The organism is Streptomyces sp. NPDC006335 (assembly GCF_040612795.1).
Taxonomy (GTDB): domain Bacteria; phylum Actinomycetota; class Actinomycetes; order Streptomycetales; family Streptomycetaceae; genus Streptomyces.
In genome coordinates this window covers 1-18221 of the sequence record NZ_JBEXQX010000035.1, presented here as the reverse complement: position 1 = coordinate 18221, position 18221 = coordinate 1, and the positions used below count along the sequence as shown (strand labels likewise).

19 protein-coding genes are annotated in these 18221 nt (G+C 72.7%); 7 read left to right on the top strand and 12 right to left on the bottom strand.

Annotated features, from left to right (window positions below; all coding sequences use genetic code 11):
• Positions 1 to 62 precede the first annotated feature (62 nt).
• Complete coding sequence (locus ABZ098_RS44135) at positions 63 to 758, top strand: TetR/AcrR family transcriptional regulator (protein ID WP_356600602.1); 696 nt, start codon at positions 63 to 65, stop codon at positions 756 to 758.
• A gap of 4 nt (positions 759 to 762) precedes the next feature.
• Here the strand turns inward: ABZ098_RS44135 and ABZ098_RS44130 are convergent, their stop codons facing one another.
• The 3 genes from ABZ098_RS44130 to ABZ098_RS44120 all read right to left on the bottom strand — a co-directional run bounded on the left by ABZ098_RS44130 (position 763) and on the right by ABZ098_RS44120 (position 3273).
• Positions 763 to 1446, bottom strand: coding sequence for a response regulator transcription factor (locus tag ABZ098_RS44130; RefSeq protein ID WP_356600600.1), 684 nt, complete (start codon positions 1444 to 1446; stop codon positions 763 to 765).
• Complete coding sequence (locus ABZ098_RS44125; protein WP_356600598.1) at positions 1443 to 1634, bottom strand: hypothetical protein; 192 nt, start codon at positions 1632 to 1634, stop codon at positions 1443 to 1445. The genes ABZ098_RS44130 and ABZ098_RS44125 overlap by 4 nt, the downstream gene beginning before the upstream one ends.
• Before the next feature lie 481 nt (positions 1635 to 2115).
• Complete coding sequence (locus ABZ098_RS44120) at positions 2116 to 3273, bottom strand: MFS transporter (protein WP_356600596.1); 1158 nt, start codon at positions 3271 to 3273, stop codon at positions 2116 to 2118.
• A 55-nt stretch (positions 3274 to 3328) separates the two neighbouring features.
• Here ABZ098_RS44120 and ABZ098_RS44115 point away from each other — a divergent pair, with 55 nt between their 5' ends.
• The 4 genes from ABZ098_RS44115 to ABZ098_RS44100 all read left to right on the top strand — a co-directional run bounded on the left by ABZ098_RS44115 (position 3329) and on the right by ABZ098_RS44100 (position 7406).
• Entirely contained in the window at positions 3329 to 4078 is a 750-nt protein-coding gene (locus tag ABZ098_RS44115) for a helix-turn-helix transcriptional regulator (RefSeq protein ID WP_356600594.1), read from the top strand.
• Between the two features lie 70 nt (positions 4079 to 4148).
• Entirely contained in the window at positions 4149 to 4529 is a 381-nt protein-coding gene (locus tag ABZ098_RS44110; protein ID WP_356600592.1) for a MauE/DoxX family redox-associated membrane protein, read from the top strand.
• Positions 4526 to 4993 (top strand): peroxiredoxin, encoded by a 468-nt coding sequence (locus ABZ098_RS44105; RefSeq protein WP_356600590.1) that lies wholly within the window; start codon positions 4526 to 4528, stop codon positions 4991 to 4993. The genes ABZ098_RS44110 and ABZ098_RS44105 overlap by 4 nt, the downstream gene beginning before the upstream one ends.
• A gap of 64 nt (positions 4994 to 5057) precedes the next feature.
• Positions 5058 to 7406 carry a SpoIIE family protein phosphatase gene (locus ABZ098_RS44100; RefSeq protein ID WP_356600588.1) on the top strand — a complete coding sequence of 783 codons (2349 nt, stop codon included), beginning with the start codon at positions 5058 to 5060 and terminating at the stop codon, positions 7404 to 7406.
• A 9-nt stretch (positions 7407 to 7415) separates the two neighbouring features.
• On the opposite strand, the gene ABZ098_RS44095 is transcribed toward ABZ098_RS44100, so the two are convergent.
• The 4 genes from ABZ098_RS44095 to ABZ098_RS44080 all read right to left on the bottom strand — a co-directional run bounded on the left by ABZ098_RS44095 (position 7416) and on the right by ABZ098_RS44080 (position 10151).
• Positions 7416 to 7850 (bottom strand): cupin domain-containing protein, encoded by a 435-nt coding sequence (locus ABZ098_RS44095; RefSeq protein WP_356600586.1) that lies wholly within the window; start codon positions 7848 to 7850, stop codon positions 7416 to 7418.
• Positions 7851 to 7989: 139 nt separating this feature from the next.
• Positions 7990 to 8571: a DNA polymerase ligase N-terminal domain-containing protein gene (locus ABZ098_RS44090; protein WP_356600584.1), complete on the bottom strand. Its 582-nt coding sequence runs from the start codon at positions 8569 to 8571 to the stop codon at positions 7990 to 7992.
• 41 nt (positions 8572 to 8612) lie between these two features.
• Positions 8613 to 9443: an aldo/keto reductase gene (locus ABZ098_RS44085; protein WP_356600582.1), complete on the bottom strand. Its 831-nt coding sequence runs from the start codon at positions 9441 to 9443 to the stop codon at positions 8613 to 8615.
• Positions 9444 to 9530: 87 nt separating this feature from the next.
• Positions 9531 to 10151, bottom strand: a complete 621-nt coding sequence (locus ABZ098_RS44080) for a hypothetical protein (RefSeq protein WP_356600580.1) — start codon at positions 10149 to 10151, stop codon at positions 9531 to 9533.
• 77 nt (positions 10152 to 10228) lie between these two features.
• Here ABZ098_RS44080 and ABZ098_RS44075 point away from each other — a divergent pair, with 77 nt between their 5' ends.
• Positions 10229 to 11194: a TauD/TfdA family dioxygenase gene (locus ABZ098_RS44075; protein WP_356600578.1), complete on the top strand. Its 966-nt coding sequence runs from the start codon at positions 10229 to 10231 to the stop codon at positions 11192 to 11194.
• A gap of 123 nt (positions 11195 to 11317) precedes the next feature.
• On the opposite strand, the gene ABZ098_RS44070 is transcribed toward ABZ098_RS44075, so the two are convergent.
• The 3 genes from ABZ098_RS44070 to ABZ098_RS44060 all read right to left on the bottom strand — a co-directional run bounded on the left by ABZ098_RS44070 (position 11318) and on the right by ABZ098_RS44060 (position 14953).
• The gene (locus ABZ098_RS44070; protein ID WP_356600576.1) at positions 11318 to 12349 is read right to left on the bottom strand and encodes an LLM class flavin-dependent oxidoreductase; all 1032 of its coding nucleotides are present in this window, start codon (positions 12347 to 12349) and stop codon (positions 11318 to 11320) included.
• A 91-nt stretch (positions 12350 to 12440) separates the two neighbouring features.
• Positions 12441 to 13949 (bottom strand): metallophosphoesterase, encoded by a 1509-nt coding sequence (locus ABZ098_RS44065; RefSeq protein ID WP_356600574.1) that lies wholly within the window; start codon positions 13947 to 13949, stop codon positions 12441 to 12443.
• A gap of 116 nt (positions 13950 to 14065) precedes the next feature.
• The gene (locus ABZ098_RS44060; protein WP_356600572.1) at positions 14066 to 14953 is read right to left on the bottom strand and encodes an MHYT domain-containing protein; all 888 of its coding nucleotides are present in this window, start codon (positions 14951 to 14953) and stop codon (positions 14066 to 14068) included.
• Between the two features lie 272 nt (positions 14954 to 15225).
• Here ABZ098_RS44060 and ABZ098_RS44055 point away from each other — a divergent pair, with 272 nt between their 5' ends.
• Positions 15226 to 16008 carry an SDR family oxidoreductase gene (locus ABZ098_RS44055; protein ID WP_356600570.1) on the top strand — a complete coding sequence of 261 codons (783 nt, stop codon included), beginning with the start codon at positions 15226 to 15228 and terminating at the stop codon, positions 16006 to 16008.
• A 56-nt stretch (positions 16009 to 16064) separates the two neighbouring features.
• Here ABZ098_RS44055 and ABZ098_RS44050 read toward each other — a convergent pair whose 3' ends face one another.
• Together ABZ098_RS44050 and ABZ098_RS44045 are read right to left on the bottom strand one after the other, a co-directional pair.
• Complete coding sequence (locus tag ABZ098_RS44050) at positions 16065 to 16757, bottom strand: 2-phosphosulfolactate phosphatase (protein ID WP_356600568.1); 693 nt, start codon at positions 16755 to 16757, stop codon at positions 16065 to 16067.
• Between the two features lie 116 nt (positions 16758 to 16873).
• A partial coding sequence (locus ABZ098_RS44045) for a beta-galactosidase trimerization domain-containing protein (RefSeq protein WP_356600566.1) occupies positions 16874 to 18221 on the bottom strand: 1348 nt, incomplete at its 5' end.

Here is an 18221-nt window from a genome sequence, read left to right as displayed (position 1 = left end):
GGATCCGTAGCGGTGGTAACTATCGCCTCGTATCGACGCTACGAATGTCGTACGGTGGGGGCATGGATGCGAGGGAAAAGATCCTGGAAGCGGCCGCCGAGCTGCTGGCCGGTGCGTCGGCCGCCGATGTCTCCACGCGCGCGGTGTGCGAGAAGGCCGGGGTGGGCGCGCCGATGCTCTACCGGCTCTTCGGCGACAAGGCCGGTCTGCTGGCCGCCGTGGTCGACCGGGGGTTCGAGCAGTACCTCGCGTCCAAGCGGGCGGCCCGGCCGAGCGCGGACCCGGTCGAGGACCTGAAGAGCGGCTGGGACAACCACATGCGCTTCGCGTTGGAGCACCCCAGCCACTACCGCCTGATGTACTCGCCCGAACTGACCGTGCCGCCGGCCGCGGCCCAGGAGGCGCACGACCTGCTGCACGCCATTCTCGAACGCTGTGCGGCCCAGGGGCGGCTGACGGTACCGCCCGCGCTCGCCACCCAGATGATCATGTCCGCAAACGTCGGAGCGGCCCTGTCCATGCTGACCAGGCCCGAGCAGTACGCGGACGGGAAGTTCTCGCAGCGACTGCGCGACGCGGTGCTGGACTCGGTGACCCGGCCCGCCGAGACCGACACCGAGGCGGTGCGGGAGGACAGCTCGGTGCCCGTCGCCGCCGCTACACTCGCGGCCCGGCTGCGTGCCGACCTGCCGCCGACGCTCACCACGGCGGAGGCGGCCCTGCTCCAGCAGTGGCTGGAGGAGCTCTCGGGGAGATGAGGGATCAGCGTTCCTCGGGCGGCAGCGGCTGCACGAGTCCCGACTGATAGGCCATCACCACGAGCTGGGCGCGGTCCCGGGCGCCCAGCTTGGTCATCGCGCGGTGGACGTGGGTGCGCACGGTCAGGGGGCTGACGAAGAGCTTGCCCGCGATCTCCTCGTTGGAGTGCCCCTCGGCGACCCACGCCATCACCTCCCGTTCCCGGGTGGTGAGACCGGTCAGGTCGTCGGCGCCCGCCAGCCGGGTGCCGAGGCCCGGTGCCGCGAGGAACCGGGTGATCAGGGTGCGGGTGGCACCGGGGGAGAGCAGGGAGTCACCGGCCGCCACGGTGCGGATGCCGTCGAGCAGCGCCTCGGCGGTGACGTCCTTGCCCAGGAAGCCGCTGGCCCCGGACCGCAGCGCCTGGGCGACGTACTCGTCGATCTCGAACGTGGTCAGGATCAGCACCCGCGTCTCCGCCAGCTCCGGATCCGCGCAGATCACGGACGTGGCGGCCAGACCGTCGGTCCCCGGCATGCGGATGTCCATGAGGATCACGTCGGGACGGTGGACGCGCGCCAGCTCGACCGCCGCGGCCCCGTCGGCGGCCTCCGCGACCACCTCCATGTCGTCGCACGAGTCGATGAGGATCCGGAAGGTGGCTCGCAGCAGGGCCTGGTCGTCGGCGAGCAGTACGCGGATGGTCATGGGGTCCGTTCCTGGCGTTCCTGGGCAGTGGGGTCGAGGGGGAGCGGGGGGTGCCCCACCGGGTCCGGCAGGTCCGAGCCGGGGCGGCCCTCGCCGCCGTACAGGAGCCCGGGCAGCCGTAGCCCGGCCGTCAGGGCGACGACCGTACGGACATGGTCGTCGGCGTAGCGCCGCAGCGGGATGCTCATGGGCCCTCCAGTCGTCCTGGAACGATGATGGCCGAGGCCCGCGTGATGCGGCCGCCGCGACCCGCCCCGGCCCAGTGGCGCCGTATCCCCCCTCCACGGTCCGGCTCGCCAGTCTTCCCGGGATCCGGTCCATTCGTCGTCGTACCAGCGCCGACACTCGCGCCTACTGAGAACGCAGTACGTGCCGGGGTCGGGTCCTCCCCGGGCAGGACGTGGCGCCTGCCGGTGGCCGGGCCGACGGGCGATGACCTGGCCGGCGGCCCGCGGAGCCCTCGACGGTGCCGTTGGGGTGGGACGCGCCCCCACGTCCTCGCAGTCGCTCCCCGGCGCTCCCGAGGGCTGCCGTCATGTTGCCGCGCAAGGTGGCCGACATCGAGCCGATACGCCCGAGGCCCCACCGGCTCGGGGTGACGGCCTCCCCCTTCACCTGCGCCATCCGGCGGACCATCGGACCGCCTCCGTGGCCCGCGCCCGCTGAGGCTCACCGCGTGGCGACGAGGCGCTCCCGGGGAGCGGGTTCGCGCAGGCCGCGCAGCAGCAGGGCGCCCAGCGCGGGCAGGACGACCAACGGCAGCAGCGCGGTCCGCAGCGACGTGGCGTCGGCCAGCGCACCCAGCGCCGGTGCGGCCAGCCCGCCGACGCTCACCGTCAGGCCCAGCGTGACGCCGCTCGCCGTGCCCACCCGCCCCGGCAGGTAGTCCTGGCCCAGGGTGACGTGCAGGGAGAACGGCACGTACAGGCCGGCCGAGGTCAGGGCCACGAACAGGTACACCGCCGGGCCAGGGGCGAGCACCACCCCGGCCACGGCGAGCACCGTCAGGGCGTACGCCCCGCGAACGACCGTGAGGCGCCCGTACCGGTCGGCCAGCCGGCCCCCGAGGACCGTGCCCACGGCACCGCCCGCGTACAGCACGCTCAGCGCTGCCGTACCGGCCACGTCCCCGCCGCCGACGCGCTCACGGACGTACAGCGACACGAACGCGCTCAGCCCGACGAACACGACCGACCGGCAGACCACCGCGCCCGACAGGCGCAGGAACGACGGCCAGTCGTCGCCTCCGCCGTGCGCGACCGCCGGTCCCAGCGTCGGGTGGGCCCGGGACGCGCGCACCGCCGCCGCGCACAGGGCGGCGCCCACCACGGCCGGAGCGGCCAGCACGGGAGAGGCGTCGAGACCGCCGGTGGCGATCACGGCGGCCACCAGCAGCGGGGCCAGGGCGAAGCCGACGTTGCCGCCGAGCGAGAACCACCCCATCCCCCTGTTCCCACCGGTCGCGACGGCCCGCGCGACCCTGGCGGCCTCCGGGTGATAGGCGGCGACCCCCACCCCGGACACGGCGACCGCCGCCAGGGTGAGCGGATAGGACCCGAGGACCCCGCTCAGCGCGACACCCGCCCCCGCGGTCAGCGCGCTCAGCGGCAGCAGCCACGGCATCGCCCAGCGGTCGGTGAGCGCGCCGAACAACGGCTGCACGACCGACGAGAGCAGGGACGCGGCCAGGACGACACCCGACGCGGCGGCGTAGGACCAGGCCCGCTCGGCGACGAAGAACGGCACCAGGGCGGCCACGGCCCCCTGGTACACGTCCACGCAGGCGTGACCGAGGGACATCAGCGTGAGGGGACGGTTCTTGGGCATGGCACCGAGCCTCGCGCCGCCGCCTCCTGGCCCGCTTCCGATAATCTGCCCAGTTGTGTCGAACATCCGCCACTCGCCGGTGGCGCCCACCCGCGCCCAGCGACTCACCGCGGGCGAACGCATCGACGCCCACCGGCACGACGACCACCAGATCGTCTACGCCGGCTCCGGTGTCCTCGCGGTCACCACCGACGCCGGCATCTGGTTCGCCCCCGGCACCCGCGCCATCTGGGTCCCCGCGGGCACCGTCCACTCCCACCGCGCCCACGGCCGGCTCGACCTGCACCTGGTCGGCCTGCCCGCCGACGACAACCCGCTCGGCCTGGACGCCCCGACCGTGCTCGCCGTAGACCCTCTCCTGCGTGAGCTGATCCTCGCCTACACCCGCGACCCGGCCGACGACAGCCCCGAACGCCGGCGCCTCCTCGCCGTGCTGCGCGACCGGCTGCGCGCCTCGCCGCAACAGCCCCTGCGGCTGCCCGCCGCGGCCGATCCCCGCCTCGCCGCGGTCTGCGCGCTCGTCCACGCCGACCCCGCCGACCCGCACACCCTCGCCGCCCTCGGCGCGGCGACCGGTGCCTCGGAACGCACGCTGAGCCGCCTCTTCCGCGCCGAGTTCGGCATGACCTTCCCGCAGTGGCGCACCCAGTCGCGCCTCTACCACGCCCTGCGCATGCTGGCCGACGACATCCCCGTCACGACCGTCGCCCACCGCTGCGGCTGGTCCTCCGCGAGCGCCTTCATCGACGTCTTCCGCCGCTCCTTCGGCTACACCCCGGGCACCCACAACCGCCCCGCCCCATGACGGCGGAGGCCGCCGAACGAGGTGCCTGTACCGTCCAGTAATGTGCGCGGCAGCCCCCCAAGGAGGAACCGTGCCACGGTCTTCACGCTCGCCCCTGCTGCTCGCCGGTCTGCTGGCCACCGCGGGCGTCGCCCACTTCGCCGCACCGCGCTCGTTCGACGCGACCATCCCGAAGGCCCTGCCCGGCAGGCCCCGGACCTGGACCTACGCCAGCGGAGCCGTGGAGCTCGCGCTCGCCGCCGGTCTGGCGGTGCCGAAGACCCGGCGGACCGCCGCGCTCGCCACCGCCGCCTTCTTCGTCGGGGTGTTCCCCGCCAACGTCAAGATGGCCGTCGACTGGCGCGACCGACCCGCACCCCAGAAGGCGGCCGCCCTCGGACGGCTGCCCCTGCAACTGCCGCTCGTGCTGTGGGCGCGCGGCGTCGCCAGGAACGCGGAGGGCCAGGCATGAGCAAGGCGATCGAGACCGGCGACACCGTCGAGGACTTCGAGCTCCCGGACGAGACCGGCACCAGCCGCAAGCTGTCCGAGCTGCTCGCCGACGGACCGGTCGTCCTCTTCTTCTACCCCGCCGCCCTGACCGCCGGCTGCACCGCGGAGGCCTGTCACTTCCGCGACCTGGCCGCCGAGTTCGCCGCCGTCGGCGCCCAGCCGGTCGGCATCAGCGGCGACACGGTCGAACGCCAGCAGGAGTTCGCCGGTCGACACACCCTCGGCATGCCCCTCCTGTCCGACGCCGACGGCAGGATACGCGAGCTGTTCGGCGTCCGGCGCGGGTTCTCCCTGGCCCCCACCAAGCGCGTCACCTTCGTCATCGCCGAGGACCGCACGGTGCTGGACGTGGTCCGCAGCGAACTGCGCATGAACACCCACGCCGACCGCGCCCTCGAAGCGCTGCGCGCCCACCGAAAGTGACGGACGGGGCCCGGTTGCCGCGTTTCGGTTGATGCGGTCTGACAATGGGACCATCCTGGACGATATGGAGCACGTCTCCGCTACGGCGGTCACCGACGCCGCGGGCGTTGTGACGGGGTGGAGCGAGGGTGCCCGCCGGCTGACGGGACACACGGCCGAACAGGTCGTGGGGCGGCCGGCCCGGGAACTCCTCGCCGAGGACCCTTCGGGACCGGCCGTGGCGGCGCTGAAGGGGACCGTCGTCCTGCGGCACCACGACGGCTCCCTCCGCACGCTCGTCCTGGACGCGTGCCCCGTACTGGGCGGTGACGGCACACCGACCGGATACGTGATCACCGGTCGGCGCCCCGGTTCCGCCGAGCCGACCCTGGCCGGGCAGGCCTTCCAGCAGGCCTCGATGTCGATGTCGGTCTTCGACACCCGGCAGCACTATCTGCGCCTCAACGACGTCGCCTGCCGGGTCATGGGGGTGCCGGAGGAAGCCCTGCTCGGCCGCTTCTTCGCGGACACGGTCGAGGACGCCGAACACAGCCGCGGATTCCTGGCCAACCTGCGCCAGGTCGTCGAGACCGGCAGACCCGCCCGCTACGAGAGCTTCACCGGCGCGCCCGCCCTCAACCGCGAACACGCCTGGACCTGCGAGATGTGGCCCGTCCGCGAGGACGGCTCCGCGGAACCGACCGGCGTCGCCCTGGCCGCCTTCGACAGCAGCGACCAGTACTGGGCCCGGCAGCGGCTGGCCCTGCTCAACGAGGCGGCGGCCACCATCGGCACCACCCTCGACGTGGTCCGCACCGCCGAGGAACTCATCGGACTCCTTGTCCCCCGCTACGCCGACTTCGCCAGCGTCGACCTCCTCGAATGGGTCCTCGGCGCGGACGAACCGCCCACCGCCCTGGAAGGCGACATCGCCCTGCGCCGCGTCGCCCACGGCTCCGCCCACGAAGGCACCCCCGAGGCCGCCGTCCGCCTCGGCGAGACGGACGTCTACCCGGCCGTCTCGCCGCCCGCCCGGGCCCTGCGGGAGGGCCGGGCCGCCCTCAGCCAGGCCGGCGAGCCCGACTTCATGCGCTGGGTCGCCGAACGCAACGCCCGCGCCCCGGCCGGCCGCTCCTACCGCAAGGGCGTGCACTCCGTGCTCGCGGTGCCGCTCAAGGCCCGCGGCACCACTCTGGGCGTCGTGGTCGCCGTCCGCATCGCCCACCCCGACGACTTCGGCGAGGACGACGCCGTCCTCGGCGAGGAACTCGCCAGCCGGGCCGCCGTCTGCGTCGACAACGCCCGCCGCTTCGCCCGCGAGCGCACCACTGCCCTGGCCCTGCAGAACAGCCTCCTGCCGCGCGGCCTGCCCGGACAGGCCGCGGTCGAGGTCGCCCACCGCTATCTGCCCTCCGGGTCGCTGGCCGGCATCGGCGGCGACTGGTTCGACGTCATCCCGCTCTCCGGCAGCCGCGTCGCCCTCGTCGTCGGTGACGTCGTCGGCCACGGCATCCCGTCCTCGGCGACCATGGGCCGCCTGTGCACGGCGGTGCGCACCCTCGCCGACGTCGACCTGCCCCCCGACGAGCTCCTCACCCACCTCGACGACCTGGTCACCCACCTCGCCGCGGACGACCGCGACGACGAGGTCGCCGAACTGGGCGCCACCTGCCTCTACGCCGTCTACGACCCCGTCTCGCGCCGCCTGACCACGGCCGCCGCCGGCCACCCGCCGCCCGCCGTCGTCCTGCCCGACGGCACCGCGAGCCTCGTCCCCCTGAGCGCGGGGCCCCCGCTCGGCGTCGGCGGACTGCCCTTCGAGGCCACGGAGATCGAACTGCCCGAGGGAGCCGTCGTCGCCCTCTACACCGACGGCCTCATCGAGGACCGGGACCGCGACGTCGACCACGCCACCGCCGAACTGTGCCGCGCGCTCACCGCGAGGACGGACACCCTCGACGACCTGTGCGACACCGTCCTGAAGGCCGTACTGCCCGAGGAACCCGGCGACGACGTCGCCCTGCTGCTGGCCCGCACCCGGGCACTCGGCGCGGACCGGGTCGCCACCTGGGACGTCGAACCCGACCCCGCGCACGTGGCCGCGACCCGCCAGGCCGCCACCGAGCAACTGGCCGCCTGGGGGCTGGAGGAGGCGTCCTTCGTCACCGAACTCGTCGTCAGCGAACTGGTCACCAACGCCATCCGCTACGGCGACCCGCCCATCCAGCTACGGCTGATCCGGGACCGCACCCTCATCTGCGAGGTCTCCGACGGCAGTTCCACCTCACCGCACCTGCGGCGCGCCCACGCCTTCGACGAGGGCGGCCGCGGGCTGCTGCTGGTCGCCCAGCTCACCCAGCGCTGGGGGAGCAGGCAGACCGGCAGCGGCAAGACGATCTGGGCCGAACAGTCGCTGGAACCGCTCGAGTTCTGATCACCGCGCTCACTCGAAGGAGCAGCCCGGGTTCGGTACGTCCTCGGAGTACGGCGAGCCGTGCGGCAGCACGTACAGCACCTCCAGGACCAGCGGGGTGTCCCCTTCGTTGCGGCCGAGGTGGACGTCGCTCGGGCCGCCCGGCTCGCGCACGACGGTGCCCTGCGGATAGACGCCGTCACTGGCGCAGTCGGCGTGGTAGTGGCTGAGGGTGCCCTGCTTGACGTATCCGTAGACGAGGCCGTCGTGGTAGTGCCAGCCGGTCGCCTGGCCCGGCGGGACGGTGATCTCCCTGACGACGTAGTCGGTGTCGCCCACGGTCTTCTGGGCGATCAGGGTGGCGGTCACTCCGGGGCCGGGCGGGGTCGCCTGTGCGGTGCCGCCGACGAAGACGGTGGCGGCGAGGACCGCGCCGGACATGGCGGTACGGAGCGCGATGCGCATACGGAAGGCCTCCTGGCTCGTGTGCATGAGCGATCACGTGCGGCGGGAACGCCGCAGTGAGTGTCGCCGTGAACGAGTGTCGCTGCGAACATAGAGGCACAGAAGGCGAGTTGGGGCTGTGTTCGGCGGATCTCCCGGCTCAGATTTCCTCGGCGGCCACCTGCGCCAGGGTCCGGCCCGTCCGTACCGAGCGGGCTCGGCGCGGGTCGGGTGTGCCGTGTCCGCGCGCCCGTCCCTCGGCGGTCTTCACCAGCAGCCAGTTGTCCTCACGGAAGCGGGTCAGCGCGTAGGCGCCGCGCAGCTTCGTCCCGTGCAGCCGGAACGTGGCGTGCCCCTCCTCCAGCGACCGCGCGAAGTCGACGGGACGCCCCCGGCGGTCATGGCTCAGGGGTTCGTACGTGCCGCGGTCCCACACGATCACCGTGCCGCCGCCGTACTCGCCCTCGGGGATCACGCCCTCGAAGTCCTCGTACTCCAGCGGGTGGTCCTCCGTCGGCACGGCGAGGCGTTTGTCCTTGGGCACGTCGGAGGGGCCCTTCGGGACCGACCAGGACTTCAGCACGTCGCCGACCTGGAGCCGGAAGTCGAAGTGCATCGTGCTCGCGTCGTGGATCTGCACGACGAACCGGGGCGCGGTACCCGTGGGAGTCCGCCGCCCTTCCGGCTCACGTGTCCGTCCGAAGTCCCGCTTGCCGTGGTAGTCCCTCAGTGGCTCACTCACCTGCGGCTCCTTCCGGAGACCCCGGGTACCCCTCCCGGTGCTCAGAACTCCTCGTGCGTCTCCGGGTCCCCGCCGAGGCGCCGGTGCGCACGGTCGCCGATCGCCGCCGTCTCGGACTCGCTCAGCTCGAAGCCGAACACGTCGAGGTTCGCGCGCTGCCGCTCGGGGTCGCCGGACTTCGGGATCGGCAGGGCGCCGAGCTGGAGGTGCCAGCGCAGGATCACCTGGCCGGGCGTGACACCGTGCGCCTCGGCGGCGGCCGCCACGGCCGGGTCGTCCAGGAGGTCCGAGCCCCGGCCCAGCGGGCTCCAGCTCTCGGTGACGATGCCCTTGTCGGCGTGGAAGGCGCGCAGCTCGTCCTGCGGGAACAGGGGGTGCAGCTCGATCTGGTTGACGGACGGCAGCACGCCGGTCTCCTTCTCCAGGCGATCGATGTGCGCGGGGGTGAAGTTGGAGACCCCGATCGAGCGTACGAGGCCGTCCTCACGCAGTTTGATCATGGCCTTCCACGAGTCGACGTACTTGTCGACCCGGGGGAGCGGCCAGTGGATCAGATACAGGTCCACGTACTCCAGGCCGAGACGGGCGCGGGACTCCTCGAAGGAGGCCAGGGTCTCCTCGTAGCCGTGATGCCGACCGGGCAGCTTCGTCGTCACGACGATCTCCTCGCGCGGGACGCCGGCGGCGGCCACACCACGGCCGACACCGGTCTCGTTGCGGTAGTTCGTGGCCGTGTCGAGGAGCCGGTAGCCGCTTTCCAGGGCGGCGGCGACCGCCCGCTCCGCCTCGGCGTCGTCCATCGGCCAGGTGCCCAGACCGAGGGCGGGGATCGTCGTACCGTCGTTGAGCGTGTGCGTCGGGATGCTGATCACGTCCGGACCTTCCCTTGACTGTGTCGTCCTTCCAGCCTCACGGATACGGCGAGCACACGGGACGTCGCCCGGTTCGTCGGCGTGTCGTCACAGGGCGTGGGCGGTGCCGCCGTCCGCGGCCAGGGCGGCGGCGATCTCCCGGTGGGCCTGCCGGCGTTCCTCGTCGGGGGCGGGCGGCAGGAGTTCCTCCCACACCGGGAGGAAGGAGCCGCGCAGCTGCACCAGCCCCGCGGGCCGGGCGAGGAGCCAGAAGTGGAGGTGGGCGGCACCGTCGCCCCAGCGGTTGACGTGGACGCGGGCGACGCCGTCGAGGCCGAGGACCGCCCGCTCCACGCGCTTGAGAAGGGGGCCCAGCTCGGCCGCCTGCTCGGCCGGGAGGTCGGACAGGTCGTAGTGGCCGCGCGGTTGCAGCAGCACGACCGCCGGGAGCCGGGACTCGGTGCCGACCGCGTCGAGCCGCCAGTGGTCGTCGGCCCACAGGGTCTCCGTCACCGGTTTCAGGCAGGTGCGGCACTCCCCGGGGCCGCCCTCGCCCTCACGGCCCGGCTCGGGGAGGACGGGCGGCCGGAGCGGCTTGACCCGGAGGTCCCCCTCGAAGGGGAAGGTCTCCCAGGCGGTCACCGAGTCGGCGGGCAGGGGCAGCCGTTCGCCCGTCGGCAGCCGCCGTACGAAGGCACCGGGCTCCTGGGGAGTTGCGGGCGTGTCCACGCTGGGCAGTCAACCATGGGTGACGTGCCCCGCGGGGCACGGACTTCGGACAGAGGCCGGCGAACGACGGAGCACGCATGACGACGGACAAGGACACGGCGGAGCGGGGCGCGGGCATCGAGGTGAACCCGGTGGCCGGGCACATCGGCGCCGAGATCACGGGAGTCGACCTGTCGGACGACCTCGACGACTCGGTGGTCGCCGCGATCCGGGCCGCGGTGCTGCGCTGGAAGGTGGTGTTCTTCCGCGGACAGAAGCTCGACCACCCCGGGCACGTCGCCTTCGCCCGCAGGTTCGGCGAGCCCGTCGTGCTGCGCAGGCGGGGCAGTGCCTCGCCCGCGGACTTCCCCGAGGTCGAGACGACCGCCGACCGGCTGGAGCTGGGCGGGAAGTTCGGCATGGAGCACGAGGAGTGGCTGCAACGCCGCCGCCACACCCTGCTGCGCGGCTGGCACTGCGACCACGGCGCGCGGATCGACCCGCCCGAGGCGACGATCCTGCGCGCCGAGACCGTACCGCCCTACGGCGGCGACACCCAGTGGTCCAACCTCGCCGCCGCCTACGCCGGACTCTCCGGCCCGGTACGGGAGTTCATCGACGGACTGCGCGTGGAGCACCGGCTCGGTGTCGGCTACCAGCCCCGCCCGGGCGACGACGCCTACGTCCGGCACCTGCTGGACCACCAGGTCGCCTCCCTGCACCCGCTCGTGCGGGTCCACCCCGAGACGGGGGAGCGGATCCTCTACGTCAACGGCTACTACGTCGAGCAGATCGCCGACCTCTCCCGCGCCGAGAGCCGCGCGATCCTCGACATGCTCCTCGAACAGGCGGTCCGCCCCGAGTACACGGTCCGCTTCCGCTGGGAGCCGGGCAGCGTCGCCTTCTGGGACAACCGCGCCACCATCCACCTCGCCCCCAGCGACAACGCCCACCTCGGCTTTCCCCGGACCATGCACCGGGTGATGCTCGCGGGTGACGTGCCGGTGGGGGTGGGCGGGAAGCCGTCGGAGGCGATCACCGGAACTGAGGTGGGGCGCTGGTGACGTGGGCGGACGCCGGTTCATGGGTCCGCACCCGGCGTCGGCCCCGTGGCCACCCCCGGCGTCGGCGATCACGGCCACCCGGCCTGCCCGGCGGCGCGACCTCGCCATCGCCCCCGGGCGGACCTACGCGCCCGGCGGTGTCCACCCCAGCGCCGGGCCCAGCTTGGTCGCCATGTCGGTGAGGATCTGCACGTAGTCCTCGTGCTCGAAGGTGAAGGGCAGCGCGAACGCCACCTCGTCCACCTCGCGGAACGCGGCGTGCGCCCGCAGGCGTTCGGCGATCTGCTCCGACGTGCCGACGATGTCCGGCGCGAACATCAGCCGCGCCGGACCCTGCGGTTCGGCCGTGCGCGGCGTGCGCTTCGCGGCGAACTCCTCGTAGCGCGCCCGCTGCTCCGCCGACGCCGAGTCGGTGGGGATCACGACGAGGCCCTGGGACACCCGGGCCTCCTCCCCGTCCGGGTGCGCGGCGCGGAAGGCGCGGATGTGCGACAACTGGATCTCCGCGAAGTCGTACGGCCCCTCCGGAGCCTCCGCCTTGACGACGCTGCTGGTGAGGAAGTTCATGCCGTGCTCACCGGCCCAGCGCGCCGAGCTCAGACTGCCGCCGCCGTACCAGAGACGCCGGCCGAGGCCGGGGGAGTGCGGCTGGACGCGGTCCGAGAAGACCTCGAAGCCCCGCACACCGCTGAAGTCGCTGGCCGGCTTGCCGCGCACGAGGTCGAGGAGCCGCCGCACCCGCTCGTAGGAGAAGTCCTCGGCGTCGGCCGTGTCCGGGTACAGCGCCCCCTTGACCTCGTCGAAGTGCAGGGGAGGGCCCACGCTCACGCCGGGATTGACCCGCCCGCCGGACAGGATGTCCACGGTCGCCAGGTCCTCGGCCAGCCGCAGCGGGTTCTCCCAGCCGAGCGGGATCACCGCCGTGCCGAGTTCGATGCGGCTGGTGCGCTGCGAGGCCGCCGCCATGATCGCCACGGGGGACGAGATGCCGTACTGGAGATGCCGGTGGCGCAGCCACGCGCTGTCGAAGCCGAGCCGCTCGCCCAGCTCGATGATCTCCAGCGTGGACTCGTGCCCGCGCCGCGGATCGGTCTCGTCGAACAGGCCGATGGTCAGGAAGCCCAGCTTGCGCAGGGGACGGGGGGTCGGCGGCACGGGCTCCTCCGGAGTGTTTGACGTATCAAGCAGTACGGCAGTGCCAACCCGCCCTTCTCGCGTGATGTTCCCGGTCACCGGGCCTGTCGGGTCAGGTTCGGGTCAGGGGGATGGTCACCTCGTCCTCGACGGGCGGGTCGATCTCCTGGGCGAGGTTGCCGGTGGCCGCGAAGCAGCGCAGACGCACCGCCTCCGGGGTGACGTCCAGCCGCAGGAAGCACTTGAAGAACGGCGGGCTGTACGTCGCCGAACTGGGCGAGAACAGCTGGGTGTAGATCTTGCGCACCGGCAGGCGGAACCGCGAGGTGCGGTCGGGTCGGCCGCCCGCGCCGAGGAGACTGGCGACCAGGCGGGTGCGGAGGGTGACACGGGCCGGCTCGCCCGGGAGACGGGTGGGCGGGATGCCGAGGCGCTCGGCGATCACCGCGGTGGCCTCGGCCTCGGTGAGGGTGAAGAAGCGGCGCAGGCGCAGGCGGCGGCCGTAGAGCCTGCTGTAGAAGGCCAGGGAGTCGCCGCGCAGGGGATAGCAGCGGAAGTCCCGCTCGGTGACGTTCGCGACGGAGACGTGCGGGATGGTGTGCGTGGCGTGCATGAACGCGCCGCCGCCGCCCGAGACGACGTACTGGATGGTGCGGCCGCCCACGTCGACCGGATAGCGCTGGTAGTTGTGTATGTCGCCGCCGATCGCCGCCACGTAGTGGTGGGCCGGGTCGCGCACGATGTCGTCGACCGTGCCGCCGCCCTCGATGGCGCACGGGTGGTGCTCGCCGTCCACGTACAGGGGCGAACCGGTGATGAGGATCTTCGGACGCGGGTCCCGGGAGACCTCGCGCAGCCAGGCGCCCTGTTCGGCGTCGAGCGTCCCGAGCAGTCCGGTGTCTATGCCGATGATCCGCACCGGGCCGGCGTCGACCGCCCAGTACGGGCCCGGCTGGACGGCCTGTTGGGACGGGGCCGCACGCAACCGGCGTGCCTCGTCGAGGCGTTGGCCGTCGTCCGGGCGCGGTCGGTGCCACAGCAGGGAGCGCAGCCAGGCGCGGGTCAGCGGGCGGGGCGCGGGCTCGGGGTCCAGGGGCGGGGCGTCGTCGCAGAAGACGCGCATGAAGGCGCCGAGATCCTCGTACCAGTCGTGGTTGCCGGGTATCGCGTAGATCGGCGCCGGATAGTCCTGGTACGGCCGGAAGAACTTCGTGCCGTAGTCGTCCGCGCTGCCCACCGGGTAGATCACGTCACTGGCGACGACCGCGAACCGGGTGTCCTGACTGATCTTCAGAAACCCCGGTACGACGGCGTACTGGGGGTCGTCCCCCTCGCCGGTGTCGCCGATGACCATGAACGAGAACCGCTCCGGGTCCGCCCGCCGGATCACCTTGTCGGCGGGTGCGCCGGCCGCCGTGCGCTGGGCCACCCAACGGCTTCGGGTACGGCCCGTGGGGTCCCCGAACCAGGAGGCGACCACGCCGTTGCGGGCCGCCCACAGCGTGCTCGGGTTCAGCCACGAGATCTTCTCGACCTCGGTCGGCATCAGCCGCTTGTACTCGCCGAGTCGGGTGGCGCCCCAGCCGGCGCCTTCGGCGGTATCGCGTGAGGAGTCAGACACCGGTGCACCGTAACAACGATCTAGAACCGGCCGGGAAGCGGAGTGCCCTACGGCGGTGCCCCCGACCGGAGATCACCGGACCCGGGGGCACACCAGGGGGTGGCTCGGGGCGGCTCTCACCTCCGCGGACCGTGCGGTGCCGCCCATTGCGGGTCCTGCGGTGCGCGGGCGTGGACCACCCTGACCTCCTGGTCCTGCCCGTCCTCGAAGAGCGACCCGGCGGGCGGCGCGGCGTGCTCCCCGGCGGCGGACGGACGGTTCCAGTCGCCCTCGCCGAGCACCAGCAGCGGGTCGAACATGACCACCACACCGGCCAGCAGCAGGAAGATCGCCGGTCCCACGAGCATGGGCAGCAGCAGCGACGTGGGCGAATCACCCGCCCACGAGCCACCGGTCCTGCCGTGCACATGGACGCTGACCGCCGACATGCCCGTGTAGTGCATCCCCGTCACGGCGATACCCATGATCAGGCTCGCCCCGAGGCTCGTCAGGAAACCCCGGATCGTGACGGCCGCCCACAGTGCCGCGGTCGCCGCGACGACAGCGATGACCACGGAGAGCGTGACGACGGCGGCGTCGTAGCGGATCGTCCCGTTGAGGTGGAGCGCCGCCATGCCGAGGTAGTGCATGGCCGCCACGCCGAGCCCCGTGATCACGCCCGCGAAGGACAGGTTGACGGTGCTGGCGCCGCGATAGCCGACGATGAACACGCCGATGCCCACGACGACGATGGCCACGGCGAGACTGAGGACCGTGAGCCCGGCGTCGTAGCGGACCCGGGTCTCCACGACCTGGAAGCCGATCATGGCGATGAAGTGCATCGTCCAGATGCCGCAGCCGATCGAGGCGGCGCCGAGCGCCAGCCAGCCGGCCTTCCACGACTGGGTGCTGAGCAGGGTGCGCACGATGCAGCGCAGTCCCAGAGCCCCTCCCAGGCACGCCATGAGATAGGCGGCGACCGGGGTCACCGCACCGTAGCGGAACCCGTCGACCGTGCCTTCCATAAGCCAACTCCCCCCAGAGCCATGGCTGGTTGTGGAGGAAGAGTTACGGCTGGGGATCAGGTAAGGCAAGGCCTTACCGGCAGTAAGCAGCGGACTCTCGCGGAGCGCTGTTGAACTTTAGTCACAAGAAGGCGAGTTTCAGCCACGCGGACTCCAGGGCTTCGCGGATGTGCCAGAGTTGAGCGTTTTTCAGCATTTCCGCGGGCGGGCGATCCCGTTCGACGAGGAAAAACGGTTGTCGGTTCGCCGCCGTTCGTGGACGATCCCGCCCCGTGACCCCTCGCACCGGACAGCCGCCCTCCGCCCCCCGCCCCCTCGCCCTGATCACCGGCGTCGGCCGAACGGTCGGCATCGGCGCCGCGATCGCGCGGCGGCTGGCGGCCTCGGGGTGGGACATCGCGTTCACCTATTGGCACCCGTACGACGCCCGCATGACCTGGGGCGCCGAGCCCGGCGCGACCGAGGCGATCACCGGAAGCCTGTCCGAGCTGGGTGCGGCCACCACCGCCATCGAGGCCGACCTCGCCGACCCCGGGACGCCGGCCCGTGTCTTCGACGAGGCGGAACGACGCCTCGGCCCCGTCACCGCGCTGGTGCTGAGCCACTGCGAGTCGGTCGATTCCGGCCTGCTCGACACCACCGTCGAGAGCTTCGACCGGCACTTCGCCGTCAACACGCGCGCGACCTGGCTGCTCATCCGGGAGTTCGGCCGCCGCTTCGCCGTGGAACGGGGCACCGGGCGGATCATCAGCCTCACCAGCGACCACACCGTGGGGAACCTGCCCTACGGGGCGAGCAAGGGTGCCATGGACCGCATCACCCTGGCCGCCGCCCACGAACTCGCCCACCTCGGTGTGACCGCCAACGCGATCAACCCCGGACCCGTCGACACCGGTTGGATGAGCGAGGAGGTCCGCGCGCACTGCCTCGATGCCACGCCCCTCGGCCGGCTCGGCACCCCGCAGGACACCGCCCACCTGGTGGACTTCCTGTGCTCACCGGAGGGCCAGTGGGTCAACGGGCAGCTGTTGAAGAGCAACGGGGGGCTTGCATAGGGCGGTTCGGCTTCCGCCGTTGCCGTGTGCCGGCGCGGGCGGAAGTCAGCGGTGTGTCACCCGGGTGGGACGGATACCGGCCGCAGCACCATCAGGGTGTCCTCGCGACCCGCGACCATGGCGAACGGAAACCGGTCGGCCTCCAGGCAGAGGCCGACGTCGTCCGGGTGGATCCCCGGCAGTCCCTGCCGCGCGTCCCGCGTCAGCGAGGCCGCCCAGCGGGAGTCCCGCGCACGACGGAGATACGGTTCGGCGTCCACCTCGGCGGACTCGACGCGCCGCGCTATGTACTCGGCGCACGCCCGATCCTCCTCGGCCCGCCCCTCCTCGCCGGTGACGACGAACGTCACCGCCCGCGCGCCACGCTCCCGCAGCAGCCGCGCGGTGGCGCCGGCCACGACGAAACTCGCGCACAGCAGCAGCCGTGCGTCGGCCACCGCCAGGGCGCCCACCGTGCCCGAGGTCGTCTTCTGCACGATCGTGCGGCCGGCGAGGTCGTGGGCCGCCAGCATGGCCGGGGAGTTGAACGCGTCGAAGCCGGGCGCGGGCGCACCGTCCTTGAGGGCCAGCCAGCCCGGGTGACGGGCCTTCAGCTCCAGGGCCTCCTCCTCCGAGGAGGCCAGGACGATCTTCTCCGCGCCGCCGGCGAAGGCCTGTGCGGCCACCGTGAACGCGCGCAGGACATCGATGACGACGGCGACGGCGGGAGTCCCCGTCAGCTCCGGAATACCTAGGAAGTGAGAGCGCACCCGGCCCATGCTGCCGTAACTCGGCCGCACTTGACCGGACGCCCTGCGGGGCACCGGCCTCTGGCGGATCGCCCTCCCCGCACGCCCGGAGCCGTCGAGGTCGTCTACCGCACCGGTCAGCGTGCCTCGCGCACGACCGCGACACCTCCCGCGGGGACGGTGACCGTACCGCAGACCTCCTTGCCGGTGAGGAGCTCGACGCCGTCGGCGGGGAGTTCGGCGCCGCTGCCGCCGTGGTCGATGAGGAACAGGTAGTCGGCCTCGGGGCCGGTGCGCCGAACGGCCTCGACCCCGGCCGGCAGGGCGGCCAGGACCGGCTGGACGCCTGCCTCGTCGCAGATGCGGCCGAGCAGCTCTGCGAGAGTCGTCGGGTCCGGGCGCGTCGCCAGGTACCAGGCGGTCCCGACCCCGTCGCCCGGAGCGTGCCGGGTGACGGCCGGTACGCCCTTCAGCGGCCCGTCGTCGTAGGACGCGACCGGCTCGGCCCCCGCGAGCCGGACGCGCTCGGACCACTGGGTGGCGGTGGCGTCCGCGGGGACCGCCCCGGCGAGGTGCAGCGTCTCACCGGGCAGCAGCGGGAAGAACTCGTCGGTGTGCACCCCGAGGACCTCTCGGAACGCGCCCGGGTAACCGCCGAGCCGGACATGGCAGTTGGCGTCGACGGCCCCGCTGTGGAAGCCGACGGCCAGCGTGCCACCGCGCTCCGCGAAGCCGGTGAGGTTGGCCGCGCCCGCGTCGTCGACCAGATACAGACTCGGCGCGAGGACCAGGCGGTACGACGACAAATCCGCGTCGGGACGGACGAAGTCCACGGCCACGCCGGCCTGCCACAGAGGCCGGTACCAGTCCCGCACGAGGTCCACGAACCGCAGTTCACCGTTGGGCTGGGAGGGCTGCTCCAGGGCCCACCGGGCGTTCCAGTCCCACACCACCGCGACCTCCGCGCCCGTGGTGCTGCCCCGCACCTCGGCCAACGCCTGGAGATCCGCGCCGAGTTGTACGACGTCCCGCCAGATCTGGCTGTCGGTGCCGGCGTGCGGCAGCATCGCGGAGTGCCACTGTTCGGCGCCCGCCTTCGCGGCCCGCCACTGGAAGTAGGCGATGCCGTCGGCCCCGTGCGCGACATGGGCGAGGGCGTTGCGACGCATCTCGCCGGGCCCCTTGGCGCGGTTGACGGGCTGCCAGTTGACGGCCCCGGTGGAGTGCTCCATGAGCAGCCACGGTCCACCGGCCATGGAGCGCACCAGGTCCCCGCTCAGGGCGACATCGATCTGCGACTCGGGGTCGGTGGAGCGCAGGTAGTGGTCGTTGGAGACGATGTCCAGCTCCGGTGCCCAGCGCCAGTAGTCCAGCGCCTCGATGCTGAAGTTCACCATGAAGTTGGTGGTGGCGGGGATCGCCGGGGCCGCTTCCCGCAGTACGTCCCGTTCCGCCTTGTACAGGGAGAGGAGTTCGTCGCTGCAG